Source organism: Pedobacter sp. UYP24 (assembly GCF_054057295.1).
Map to the genome: position 1 here is coordinate 91,415 of NZ_JBSRZD010000002.1, position 12,297 is coordinate 103,711.

The window sequence follows — 12,297 nt, forward strand, 5'->3', positions numbered from 1 at the left end:
GCTTTGGCAGCTTTCAACTCGGTTTACTGTTTGGTTGTTTTTTACCATTGTACCACGATATTGCTTTGAAAATTACTAATTTAGCCAGACATGCCCCAAACCTGAACACACCTATTTTAATGAAAACTTTAAAGAAACAGCCAATTTTATCTGGTCATGTTCCTAACGAGGATGAACAAAATAAAATTTATACAATCATTTCAAAAATCCAGCAAGAAATCAATTTTTTAAAAGAATACAAAGCGACTTTAATTTCAGAAGTGGTTATAGGTAAAGTAGATGCATGAGAAGTGGTTTTAGATTAGGTCAAAATGAAAGAACCTCATAATCCAACAATTGTTAGCGAAATAAAAACTCTAATAGAGCAAAGCAAACAGCAAGTAGCTGTGACTGTTAATACTACGATGAGTTTGTTATATTGGCAAATTGGCAAGCGCATTAATGAGGAAGTATTAGGAAATGAGAAAGCAGCCTATGGCAAGGCAGTTATAGAAAACTTATCTCGTCAGTTAAAGCTTGATTACGGTAGCGGTTGGAGCAAAAAACAGCTGCTACATTGTCTCTACGTTGTAGAGACTTTTCCAGAATTAGAAAAATTCTCTACGCTGTGTAGACAATTGAGCTGGTCGCATATCAAAGTAATTATGTACATGAACGACCCCCTAAAAACGGAGTTCTATATTCAAATGTGTATTCATGAAAAATGGAGCGTGAGAGTTTTTCAAGAACGCATCCAATCCATGCTTTATGAACGCACCGCCATTAGTAAAAAACCAGAAGAAACCATTAGTAATGAGTTAAAAATGCTTCAGGATAACAAAGCTATTAGTCCTGATTTGGTCTTTAGAGACCCTTATTTCTTAGACTTTTTAGGCTTGGCAGATTCGTATTCCGAAAAAGATTTAGAAAGTTCTATTTTAACTGAATTACAGCGGTCTATTATAGAACTAGGTTCTGATTTTGCTTTTATGGCACGTCAGAAACGAATTACGATAGACAACAGAGATTATTATATCGATTTACTTTTTTACCATCGAAGATTAAAATGTTTGGTGGCGATAGAATTGAAATTGGGTGAATTTGAAGCTGCAAACAAAGGACAAATGGAATTGTACTTGCGTTATCTGGAAAGACACGAACAAGTGGAAGGTGAAAATTCTCCAATTGGTTTGATTTTATGCACAGGCAAAAACGAAGAGCATGTTGAATTGATGCAGTTAGACCAAAGCAACATCCGAGTTGCCGAATACCTAACTTTATTACCTTCAGAAGCCGTGTTACGAGATAAATTACACCGAGCGGTTGAGATAGCACAGAATAGATTGCAGAAGTAACAAAAACACAAATTAATCAATCTTAAAAAATGGCAAGCGGAATCCATACCGGGCATACTAATCTTGAGCATAAAATAAAGAAAGCTCATGTAATATGGGATAGTGAGGTGTATACTTTCTGCAATGTTTACCTTAAATCTGCAACGGCTTTGCAAGTAACAGATCAGAAGAAATTGTATTCACTAAATGTTAAAAAGAATTTACCAAAAATTTAATCAAGCTAATACATAAGATGAAACTATTTGGAACCATCCTGGAAGAAGAAGTACAAGCCAGCAGCCAGCGCAAAACGTTGCCTGCCGGTACAGTGATGATGCAATCAAATAGTTATGTGCGTTCCATCCCAGTGGTACTTTCGGGCAGTATGCGGGTAATCCGTGAGGACGAAGACGGTCGTGAGTTTTTGCTTTATTACATTAAACCAGGCGAAAGCTGTATCATGTCTTTCTTAGCGGGGATACATGAGGATACCAGCAAGGTTAAGTTGGTTGTAGAAGAAGATTCTGAAGTTTTAATGATTCCGGTAGACAAGGCAAGCGAATGGGTAAAAGTATATCCCGAATGGGCTGAATTTATCTTTAAACTATATCACAAACGCTTTGAAGAATTATTGGATGTGATCAATGCAGTTGCCTTTCAAAAATTAGATGCCCGGATTGTTACCTTGTTGAAGAAAAAGGCTAGCGTTTACCAATCCAATGAATTAAATATTACCCACCAACAGCTCGCTGAAGAATTAGGCACCACCCGCGAAGTGATCTCCAGGCTGCTAAAGCAGATGGAGAAGCAACAAATGATCACCTTATCCCGGAATAAAATCACTTTAAATTCCACTCTGTAACATACGTCACTAACTACCTGTTCAAACCTTGGTACATTTGTTCCATAATAACAATGTTTTGGAAATAGCAGGTTACGCAGCTTCGGTTTTAATTGGTATGTCTTTAGGCTTAATAGGTGGTGGCGGTTCTATTCTAACTGTTCCAATTTTAGTTTATTTTTTTGGCATCGACCCAATACTTGCTACTACCTATTCTTTGTTTGTTGTCGGGTTAACCAGTGCTGTAGGCACCATAAGTCATTATCAAAAGGGAAATGTTAATTTTAAAATTGCGTTGGTATTTGGCATCCCTTCGTTGATCTCGGTATTCATCATGCGCAAATGGGTGATGCCTGCAGTGCCGCACCATTTGTTAAAAATCGGGGATTTTGAATTAACGAAAAGTGTATTGCTGATGCTGGTATTCGCCGTTTTGATGCTGGCAGCATCAATATCTATGATACGTAAAGAAAAGACAGCACCCAATACCGAGCACCAGACCAATCACCTAAAATTAGTACTGCTAAGCATTGTGGTAGGTATCATAACTGGTTTCGTGGGTGTTGGCGGAGGCTTCCTCATCATTCCTTCGTTGGTGTTATTTGCCGGGTTACCGATGAAAAAAGCCGTGGGCACCTCACTAATGATAATGACAATCAGTTCGCTATTGGGAGTTTTAGGTGATGTATCCCAGCATGCGGCTATTAACTATTCATTTTTAATACTATTTTCTGCCTTTGCTATTGGGGGTATAATTGCCGGTAGCTATCTTACTAAATATGTAAACGACACCAAGCTTAAACCCGCCTTTGGTTGGTTTGTATTGATCATGGGAATTTTTGTATTGGTAAGCACTTTAACTAAATAAATATGGAAATCATTAAACAACCCTGGCCCTGGTATATCGCAGGTCCCCTCATCGGACTGGTAGTTCCGGCTTTGTTATTATTAGGAAATAAAACGTTCGGGATATCTTCGTCCCTCCGTCATATTTGCGCTGCATGTATACCATTTAACATCACATTTTTTAAATACGACTGGAAGAAGGAAAGCTGGAACCTTTTCTTTGCAATAGGCATCATAGCTGGTGGATTTATCGCTACATATTTTTTATCGGTGCCGGGTTCAGTGAAACTCAACCCACAAACCATTGCCACATTACAGCAACAAGGCGTAAAGGATTTCAGCGGCTTACTACCTAGCGACATCTTTAGTTTTAGTCAGCTGTTTACCTTGAGGGGATTTGTATTTATTGTGCTGGGTGGTTTTCTTGTAGGTTTTGGTACCCGATATGCAGGTGGCTGTACTTCCGGACACGCCATTATGGGTATATCTTCGTTGCAATGGCCATCATTATTAGCCACTTGTTGCTTTATGATCGGCGGCTTTGCCATGACCTGGCTCATCTTACCTTATTTATTACAGTTATGAAGAATATTAAATTTCTAATCGTCGGCCTTTTATTCGGCATTGTACTGATCAAGTCTCAAGTGATTTCTTGGTTTAGAATTCAGGAAATGTTTCGTTTGGAAGCATTTCATATGTATGGCGTTATTGGCAGTGCAATTGTTGTTGGCATGATCTCAGTCTTACTTATCAAGCATTTCGGTTTTAAAACCATCAACAAGGAACCGATCATCATTCCCGAAAAGAAATTCCATTGGGGTAATGTATACGGCGGATTGATCTTTGGTTTAGGCTGGGCTATAACCGGGGCTTGTCCGGGTCCGCTATTCGCACAGATTGGCAGCGGGTTTATGGTGGTCATGGTTACATTACTAAGTGCCATCGCTGGTACCTGGGTATATGGTTTATTAAGTAAAAAACTTCCTCATTAGTTATGAAAATAGAACAATTTGAAGACAAAGGGCTTTCGCATTATTCGTATGCGATATTAAGCGAATGTGACAGCGAAATAGTGCTGATTGATCCCAGCAGAGACATTGCACCATATTTAGCTTATGCTAAAGAACATGATGCAACAATTATTGGCGTAATAGAAACGCATCCGCATGCTGATTTTGTGAGCGGTCACCTGGAATTGCATCAAACCACGGGGGCTATAATTTACTGTTCCAAATTGTTAGGCGCGGAATATCTACATCAAACATTTGACGATGGGGCTGTGATTGAATTTGGAAAGATTAAATTAAAAGCATTAAATACACCTGGTCATTCGCCGGACAGTATCTGCATTGTGCTGGAGCACAACGGAATTGATAAAGCAATATTTACAGGTGACACCCTATTTATTGGCGATTGTGGAAGGCCAGACCTACGTGAAAAAGCTGGTAACCTAACCGCCAAACGGGAAGAACTGGCCAGGCAAATGTATCATTCACTTCGTGATAAAATATTAGTATTAGATAACGAAGTCTGGGTTTATCCGGCCCATGGTGCAGGCACACTATGCGGCAAGGCATTAAGTGAAGCCAACTGCAGTACCATAGGTGCAGAACGGTTGAGCAATTGGTCTTTACAGGAAATGACTGAAGAACAGTTTGTTAAAACTTTGCTGGAAGACCAACCTTTTATACCCAAATATTTTGGTTATGATGTGGAGTTGAATAAACGTGGTGCAGCCAATTTAGAGTCCTCCATTGCCGCAGTTCCTACGCGTAACATCAACCAGCCTTTAAACAGTAAGATAGTTATTGTAGATACCCGACCTGAGCAGGAATTTAAGGCACAGCACTTACCAGGATCAATCAATATTCAGAATGGGGGTAAATTTGAGACCTGGTTGGGTAGCATCATTAATCCTGAGGAGGCATTTTACCTGGTAGCTAAAGACAATGGGGCGCTACAAGAGTTGGTATCTCGCACTGCCAAGATCGGATACGAAGGTTTTATTGAGGCGGCTTTTGTATTTGAAATGGGAACAGAAAAAACGGATGACCTCAATTTGGATGCATTTAAGGGAAATCTTGAAGATTATACGATTGTTGATATTCGCAACAAGACGGAAGTATCTGCTCAATCAATATTTGAAAAAGCGATCTCTATACCATTACCTGAACTGAGGGAGCGAGTTTTAGAAATTCCCTTCGACAAACCTATTGTGGTGCATTGTGCTGGAGGTTATCGAAGTGCTGCCGGCAGTAGTATCATAAACAATGCTTTAAAAGGAAAAACAACAGTATACGATCTTGGAGAAGCGGTAAAGGATTTTATTTGATCTTAAAAAAAAGGAAAAACGACAGCCAAAAAGACCAATAAAAAATTTGTTACTTACCTGAACAAGTTGTCATTAAATAATAAATTACATGACCGATAAAAAAGAACACTGGGAAAACGTTTATGATGAAACATCAGCTCCATTAAAAAGTAACCTTTTACTAACTGTAACTAAAACCACTATGGGCTGAAAGTCCATCTGTTTGTTGCCCAGAAAAAACGAAATTCTTTCCACAAAGCGGAAATAGATACTTTTGATATGTGGAGAACAAACAAATCTTTTCGAATCGTAAAGTCCTTACGTTTAGTAACCTAATTTCTCATCTGCACAAATTTTGTTTTAAATTTTAATAAAACCTATCTTTATAATATGACTACAATGACCATACAAGTTCCTGATGCTCTTGAGAAAGAACATAATGAGACCGTACGCCTAATTGCAGCTAAGCTTTATGAAGCGGGTAAACTTAACCTAAGACAGGCTGCAGAAATGTGCGGATTAAAAAAATGGGAGTTCCCTGACGTGCTTACCCAGTTCGATGTCTCTTATTTTCAATATTCTTACGAAGATATAGTTGATGATATCGAGCGAATCTCCAAACACTAGTATTGTTATCACTGATGCCAGTTGTTTCATTTTGCTGGATAAGATTGGCAGGCTATCCATACTCCAATCTCTATTTTCAAATGTCATTACTACTCCAGAAATCGCATTTGAGTTTGTTAAAAGACTGCCCTTTTGGGTGGAAGTAATAGCAGTAAAAGATAGGGAGCTTCTTTATGATTATGCGGACATTGTAGATATTGGTGAAGCCAGCGCTATCGCCTTAGCTGCCGAGATACCTTCTCCAACCCTAGTTTTAGATGACATACGAGGTAGAAAGCTTGCGGACAAACTTTCGCTAGCATATACTGGCACAATTGGCTTATTGATATTAGCTAAAGAAAGAGGAATTATCCACTCACTTAGTGATTGTTTTGACCAAATAAAACTGACTAATTTTCGTTTTCCAGAAGCAATAATGAGAGCATTATTGGAAAAATACGAACCTTGATCAAAAGAAGAGCAAATCGGAAAACTCATTAGTAAGCATTTTCTTGCCATCAACCGTATCCTACCAACTGTTGAAATATCAGCCCCCTAATTAAATGACTGCCTAAAATCTAAAGGTGATAATTTTGTTTTTGTCTTAAACAATTTGCTGAACGACTGCGGATGTTCAAAGCCCAATGCGTAGGCAATTTCCCCTACCGATAAGTTTGTGGTAGAGAGTTTTTCTTTGGCTTTTTCAATCAAATGATCGTGAATATGCTGTTGGGTACTTTGCCCAGTTAATACTTTTAATAATCCGCTAAGGTAACTTGGCGAGATATTCAAATTATCAGCAACAAACTGCACGGTTGGCAATCCTTTTTCAAGGAGATTGTCGTTGTTAAAGTAGGAATCCAACAACTCTTCTAAACGATTCAAGATCTGGTGATTGGTAATTTTTCGAGTAATAAATTGGCGATGGTAAAAACGATCAGCGTAGGTAAGCAATAACTCGAGCTGCGCAATAATCAAATCCTGACTAAACTTATCGATACTAGATTGATATTCAGATTCAATGTTTCGCATCACGCCAATAATGGTATGCTCCTCTTTTTCTGAAAGATACAATGCTTCATTTGATGAATAACTAAAATACTCATAGCGCTTAATACCCTGTGTCAAAGGTGTATTCCATAAAAAATCAGGGTGTATTAACAGCATCCAGCCAGAATGCTGATAATTTCTCCTGTCTCCTTGTATTGCAAAAACCTGTCCTGGTGAAATGCAGAACATAATCCCCTCATCAAAATCATAGGTTTGTTGTCCATATCTCATCTTCGCATGAAGACTTCTTTTTAGCGCAATGGTGTAAAACTCATTTACCAAACTTTTAGGTTCATCTTCCTGCATCCTTTTAATATTAGTAAAATTAACTACGCTTATTAATGGGTGTTGTGGTCTGGGCAATTGCCAGAACTTATGGAATTCGCTAATCGTTTTTAATCGATGTGGAGTATTGCTCATATTCTAATATACTTATACTTGTTTAAAGGCTGCTGCAAATTCATTTGCGAAATCTTTCATTTTCACCTTTCCCATTACTGATGGCTTGTTTTCCTGGTAATCCTGAGCCAATAAACCAGTACCTAAAGCGGCGTACATCTCCACCAATCCAGCTGCAATCTCAGGGTTCATTCCAACTGCTTTTAATCCATTGAGCACTTCTTGATCTGATACTACTACCCATTTCAATTCTGGTTTACCAATGGCTTCGCCTAAAATTCTTGCAGTTTCATTACCACTTAAATCCTCACTCCCTACACGGCGAATATTTCTTTCAGCTGGAATTTGTACCAGCTCTTCGGCAATTACTTGGGCAATATCTTTTGGTGAAACCCACGGGATAAGTGCTGTCCCTCCATAATTTGCCGCTATAACCCCTGTATTTTTAATCATCTCAACATAGCCAAATAAATTGTAATAGAATGAATTTGGACGGATGTGTGTAACTTTTACATCCTCTACAAGTTCATTAAGAATCAATTCCACATTGTGCGCACCAATTAATATCCCATTGCCTTCTGCTAAATTTCCACCAATTGTACTGAGATTAACTACCCGTTTTACACCAGATCGCGCGATTGCTTTTGCATAATGCTTACCCAGCCTGGTATAGTAAGCGAATAGATCAAGATTGTGATCAAAGTAGTTGCCTGGAGGAACCATTGTATATACTGCATCCGCGCCATTAAATGCTGTGGTGATAAAATCTACATCTTCCAAGGAACCAATTGCTGCTTTTGCACCGATTGCCCCAATCTCCTTTTGTTTTTCGGGATTGCTGCTGATGACAGTAACCTCATGTCCTTGCGCTAGTAATGTTGTTGCTAATGGTTTGCTAATATTCCCTAAAGAACCTGTAATTGTAATTTTCATAGTCTGAATTTTTGATAGGACAAATTTGCTTGGTTACAGTTTTATTCTTGTAACCGAATCTACTTTTGTTGTAGCCGAAAAAAGGAAATAGCTTTGAAACAGCTGGCCTATTTAAAAAGAGAAATGGATGAACGTCTAACAGATTGTTATAAGTTCCGGCAAAGTCATACGACTGTACTTAATACGTATGATTTTTTAAGGGCATGGCAATTGTTAATGGCGTTAAAATGGTAATCCGTTAATCAGCGTAAATATGTGGTCTCATTTTATTTGCACAACACGTTAAAGATAATACAATCATTATCTTTAGTCAACAGAATGCACGTTTGCGCGATTAACCAATAGTTGAAACTTCGCATATTTTTTTAATAGTTAATATTCAGCTTATGGAAACGTACAAATATATTGAAACACCTCCCGCATCGCACCTTAAGAATTTTATTGAGACGTATTGGGTGCTGGAAACGGGCGCACTTTATCAGCCGTCTGAGAGGCGGATATATCCAGATGGTTGTACAGAGATCTTTATTAATATGGGCAATATGAACCCATTACTTAATGACAAACCGCTTTTGCCAGGCAATATTTATCTGGGAGGAACAATGACCTCATCCAGCATTATACATAATATACCCAACAGTTTGTTTATGGGCATCCGTTTTAAGCCCGGAGGTTTTTCTGTTTTTTATAAAATGTCACTTCAAGAAACCACTGATGAAATTATTGAATTTTCAGATCGTTTACTATATAGCCTGTTCGACTCAGATAAAAAAGTGACCGACCGCCTGGATCATTTCTTTACTGGAAAGATCAGGGCTACCCGCAATTTGCTCGCAATAGCTGAAACCGTTGAAGTCTATAAAGGGAAAATTACGGTTGATCACCTCGCTAAAATGCATTTTGTTACTAATAGAACACTGGAAAGGATGTTTAATGAACATATGGGTATCCCGCCTAAGGAATTTATAAAAGTAATCCGATTCCAACAAGTGCTGAAAAGGATTCGGAAAAATGAACCAACGAAAAATCTTTCTAATCTCGCCTATGAAATGGGCTATTATGATCAAGCGCACTTAACAAATGACGTTAAAAGGTATTCTGGATTAAGCCCGAAAGAACTGGTTTCAATGTTCATACAGTGATCATGATTTTTTTAATATTTGAAATCCGCTGGTGAATGTTAATTGTCATTAAAGGACTGTAACGCATTTTTCATTATCACATCAGGAAATAAAAAATTGTTGTTGTATGATCTTTCCGTTCAATGTATGATAGACGCACAGCTCTTCTATCTTTCGGAGTTGACCTGCAGTTGTAAAGCCCATTGTCAGATTGACCGCAAAATAGTTTCCAGAATTTAATGGTTCGGAAACAATTACATCATGTATATCTGAATTTGAAAGAAACTTCTCTTCCCGCTCAATCAATAAGGAAAGTCCTTCCATAGGTGGCAAATGCCCGTAAACTGGATCAATACTTATAGCGCTGTCGCTAAATAATTCTTTATATGCCTGCACAAATTGTTGTTCCCGTAACAAAGAAACCAACGATGTTGAAATTTGAGTTGTAGTTTTCATACTAGCAAATTTATACTGATAGAAGGGTACATTATTGGAAAAAGCCGACAATTTTAAAACAGCAATAATTGCGGAAGTAACAGATCTAACCAATTATTTTGAATCGCAGTTGATCGCTTTCTCTTCAAGGGGCATACTTGTGGAAACACGGATGTTGGATATTTAAAGGGTTTTGATTAGGATACCGATTACGTCTGCGATTCCGATGATATAAGGTTCCTGTAGTTTTTTAATATAGATGAGGGCTAAAAAAGCGCCTATGCCGTGGCAATGTAACTCGAACTTAATAGCCAACCAAAGCTACCGGCACACCAAAACCCAAGTACCCAACTTTAGGAAATAGAGCGGAATGTCTCGTAAAGAATATTGCTTAACCATCGTGCCGAAATATTAGCTTGATCAGCCAGGGACATGCAATGCGATCGATCTTCGGACGTTCGCGGGTAATCCATTTCATATTTTCAATTGTTTAATGTATTGTCTATTTTTATATAGCTATCAATCTACAAATCGTTTTACAGTCTTTAATTCAATATTAAAAATGAAGAGGAAAATTTTTATTTCGAATGTGCTAACACTTGCAGCTATACCATTGGTTGGAAAATCTTTCGACAAGCAAAATAATATGAAAATAGGAAAAGGTTTTAAAACCAATAAAGGAGAAGGCAGGCTACATGGACATATTAAACTAAAAGGTGTTAACGCAAATATCCTGGATGTTAAAGTATCCGGAACAGACACTGAGGGAAATATTGCAGTTTTTGAGCAAACAAGCCTTTCTCAAGGTAGAGGAACGCCTTTGCATATCCATCATGCGCAGGATGAAATGTTTTATGTATTGGAGGGAGAATACTTTTTTAGAGTGGGCGATGATAAATATCATCTTTCTACGGGTGATAGTATTTTCCTGCCGATGAAAGTCCCACATGCCTGGACTCAGATTTCAGAAAAAGGTAAGATGACGGTTACTTTTCAACCCGCTGGCAAGATGGAAAATTTCTTTGTTACCCTGGCGGCGTTAGATCATGAACCAAATCATGATGAACTGGCTAAACTTTTCGCAGATAATGAAATGCAGATTGTAGGCCCGCCGCTAAAAATTGAGTGATATTCTTTTGTCTAAACTCCCCCAGCTACGAGTATGATAACTCTGCTCTACTGTTGCGCTCTGCACTTGCTAATCTAACGCGCATTTAAAAGGCACAAATTGCAATCCACTGATAATGTTCTCTTTGTACTATTTTCCGGTCAAATGAGGTACTAAAAAAGGTCATATGATGTACCAACTTCGGTCATATGACCTTTTTTAGTACCTAGCAATTGGGTAAATTGCAATATACAACGCGATGTTAGCAAGCAGCGATGCATGTGAAAAAGTTCTTTGATGTATTTTTAAGTTTTGGGTGTATAATTAGCGGGAGATTTGTTAGTTGGCATGAAATGCAACAACCTAGTAAATCCAAATTTAAAGTTTGGATTTACTAGGTTACTATGTAATTTTACAATATGATTAAAAGAAATCTAGAGGCGACATTATTAGAGAAACTCAAAAGATTTCCTGCTATTGCTTTCTAGGGCCTCGACAGGTAGGTAAGACAACATTGGCTAAGCGATTGAAAGCAGAGGGAATAGAAAGCCTGTATCTTGATATGGAAAATCCAAATGACCAAAATAAACTTCAAGATGCCTTTAGCTATTTATCTTTATATGAAGATAGGCATGTAGTTGAACAGGTTTTTCAAGCTAAGTCAAGTCATCTTGATCTGTTCTTCTATAGAACACAAGCAGGTGCGGAATGTGATTTATTACTTGTGCAAGGAATCACTCCTATAGCCTGTATAGAAATTAAATTATCAAATGCCCCTGTTATATCTAAGGGATTCCTGAATTGCATAGATGACCTTATACCTAAATTTAGTTTTATAATTACACCTCAGAGCGATACTTATGATGTTAGTCATGATATAACTATTATTAATCTTTCTAATTTCGTTAACGAAAAATTAAGCTCACTGTAGCCTTCTAATTAAACAAAGAATTTACACACAAAAAAGGTTCAAATCTTTCGAGATGAACCTTTCAAAACTGGGGTGTCTAATGGTACAAATATCATCAAATTTTATTGCTGATTTGAAGCGATTGGCCGAATTGCCACAAAAAATGAAAGAGTATGACGAACTGTTAAAAGACCATAATTGGGGTTTTTGTAGTGATTCGCAAGATCGTTAAATCACAAAAATCGTTATCCATAGTAGAGGGTTTTACATATCCCTGCTATGGATATTTTATTAGCTCAAATCTCTACTATAGATATATCATGTTTATGTAATTTAAATTTTTAACAAAAATGGAAATTAGCCCCATAGTCTAGATACATTTCCCCTTTTATGGTTTGTAATCATTCTTTCTCTTCGCGGTCGG

Annotated in this window: 17 protein-coding genes; 13 read left to right on the plus strand and 4 right to left on the minus strand. The window is 37.7% G+C overall.

Annotated elements, in window-relative coordinates; genetic code table 11:
- The first annotated feature begins 119 nt into the window (after nt 1-119).
- The 10 genes from ACVWYN_RS05055 (at nt 120) to ACVWYN_RS05100 (ending at nt 6,386) form a co-directional block, all read left to right on the plus strand.
- Nucleotides 120-287 carry a hypothetical protein gene (locus ACVWYN_RS05055; RefSeq protein ID WP_457287745.1) on the plus strand — a complete coding sequence of 56 codons (168 nt, stop codon included), beginning with the start codon at nt 120-122 and terminating at the stop codon, nt 285-287.
- A 24-nt stretch (nt 288-311) separates the two neighbouring features.
- Complete coding sequence (locus tag ACVWYN_RS05060) at nt 312-1,334, plus strand: PDDEXK nuclease domain-containing protein (RefSeq protein WP_457287746.1); 1,023 nt, start codon at nt 312-314, stop codon at nt 1,332-1,334.
- A 29-nt stretch (nt 1,335-1,363) separates the two neighbouring features.
- On the plus strand, nt 1,364-1,549 hold the full coding sequence (locus ACVWYN_RS05065) for a hypothetical protein (RefSeq protein ID WP_457287747.1): 186 nt from the start codon (nt 1,364-1,366) through the stop codon (nt 1,547-1,549).
- 17 nt (nt 1,550-1,566) lie between these two features.
- Nucleotides 1,567-2,175, plus strand: a complete 609-nt coding sequence (locus ACVWYN_RS05070) for a Crp/Fnr family transcriptional regulator (protein ID WP_457287748.1) — start codon at nt 1,567-1,569, stop codon at nt 2,173-2,175.
- A gap of 58 nt (nt 2,176-2,233) precedes the next feature.
- Nucleotides 2,234-3,022, plus strand: a complete 789-nt coding sequence (locus tag ACVWYN_RS05075) for a sulfite exporter TauE/SafE family protein (RefSeq protein WP_457287749.1) — start codon at nt 2,234-2,236, stop codon at nt 3,020-3,022.
- A 2-nt stretch (nt 3,023-3,024) separates the two neighbouring features.
- Nucleotides 3,025-3,585 (plus strand): YeeE/YedE family protein, encoded by a 561-nt coding sequence (locus ACVWYN_RS05080; protein WP_457287750.1) that lies wholly within the window; start codon nt 3,025-3,027, stop codon nt 3,583-3,585.
- Complete coding sequence (locus ACVWYN_RS05085; RefSeq protein WP_457287751.1) at nt 3,582-3,992, plus strand: DUF6691 family protein; 411 nt, start codon at nt 3,582-3,584, stop codon at nt 3,990-3,992. The genes ACVWYN_RS05080 and ACVWYN_RS05085 overlap by 4 nt, the downstream gene beginning before the upstream one ends.
- Before the next feature lie 2 nt (nt 3,993-3,994).
- Nucleotides 3,995-5,332, plus strand: coding sequence for an MBL fold metallo-hydrolase (locus ACVWYN_RS05090; protein WP_457287752.1), 1,338 nt, complete (start codon nt 3,995-3,997; stop codon nt 5,330-5,332).
- A gap of 378 nt (nt 5,333-5,710) precedes the next feature.
- Nucleotides 5,711-5,938 carry a UPF0175 family protein gene (locus ACVWYN_RS05095; RefSeq protein ID WP_457287753.1) on the plus strand — a complete coding sequence of 76 codons (228 nt, stop codon included), beginning with the start codon at nt 5,711-5,713 and terminating at the stop codon, nt 5,936-5,938.
- Nucleotides 5,910-6,386, plus strand: a complete 477-nt coding sequence (locus tag ACVWYN_RS05100; RefSeq protein WP_457287754.1) for a DUF3368 domain-containing protein — start codon at nt 5,910-5,912, stop codon at nt 6,384-6,386. Before ACVWYN_RS05095 ends, ACVWYN_RS05100 begins: the two co-directional genes overlap by 29 nt.
- Nucleotides 6,387-6,472: 86 nt before the next feature.
- Here ACVWYN_RS05100 and ACVWYN_RS05105 read toward each other — a convergent pair whose 3' ends face one another.
- The gene (locus ACVWYN_RS05105) at nt 6,473-7,387 is read right to left on the minus strand and encodes a helix-turn-helix domain-containing protein (protein ID WP_457287755.1); all 915 of its coding nucleotides are present in this window, start codon (nt 7,385-7,387) and stop codon (nt 6,473-6,475) included.
- Between the two features lie 12 nt (nt 7,388-7,399).
- Entirely contained in the window at nt 7,400-8,299 is a 900-nt protein-coding gene (locus tag ACVWYN_RS05110; protein ID WP_457287756.1) for an NAD(P)H-binding protein, read from the minus strand.
- Between the two features lie 386 nt (nt 8,300-8,685).
- Here ACVWYN_RS05110 and ACVWYN_RS05115 point away from each other — a divergent pair, with 386 nt between their 5' ends.
- Entirely contained in the window at nt 8,686-9,441 is a 756-nt protein-coding gene (locus ACVWYN_RS05115; RefSeq protein ID WP_457287757.1) for a DUF6597 domain-containing transcriptional factor, read from the plus strand.
- Nucleotides 9,442-9,522: 81 nt separating this feature from the next.
- Here the strand turns inward: ACVWYN_RS05115 and ACVWYN_RS05120 are convergent, their stop codons facing one another.
- Both ACVWYN_RS05120 and ACVWYN_RS05125 read right to left on the minus strand, forming a co-directional pair.
- The gene (locus ACVWYN_RS05120) at nt 9,523-9,876 is read right to left on the minus strand and encodes a SnoaL-like domain-containing protein (RefSeq protein ID WP_457287758.1); all 354 of its coding nucleotides are present in this window, start codon (nt 9,874-9,876) and stop codon (nt 9,523-9,525) included.
- A gap of 370 nt (nt 9,877-10,246) precedes the next feature.
- Nucleotides 10,247-10,333: a chromate resistance protein ChrB domain-containing protein gene (locus tag ACVWYN_RS05125; RefSeq protein ID WP_457288365.1), complete on the minus strand. Its 87-nt coding sequence runs from the start codon at nt 10,331-10,333 to the stop codon at nt 10,247-10,249.
- Between the two features lie 84 nt (nt 10,334-10,417).
- On the opposite strand from ACVWYN_RS05125, the gene ACVWYN_RS05130 reads away from it, so the two are divergent.
- The gene (locus ACVWYN_RS05130) at nt 10,418-10,984 is read left to right on the plus strand and encodes a cupin domain-containing protein (RefSeq protein ID WP_457287759.1); all 567 of its coding nucleotides are present in this window, start codon (nt 10,418-10,420) and stop codon (nt 10,982-10,984) included.
- A gap of 445 nt (nt 10,985-11,429) precedes the next feature.
- Nucleotides 11,430-11,894: an AAA family ATPase gene (locus ACVWYN_RS05135; protein ID WP_457288366.1), complete on the plus strand. Its 465-nt coding sequence runs from the start codon at nt 11,430-11,432 to the stop codon at nt 11,892-11,894.
- Nucleotides 11,895-12,297: the final 403 nt, after the last annotated feature.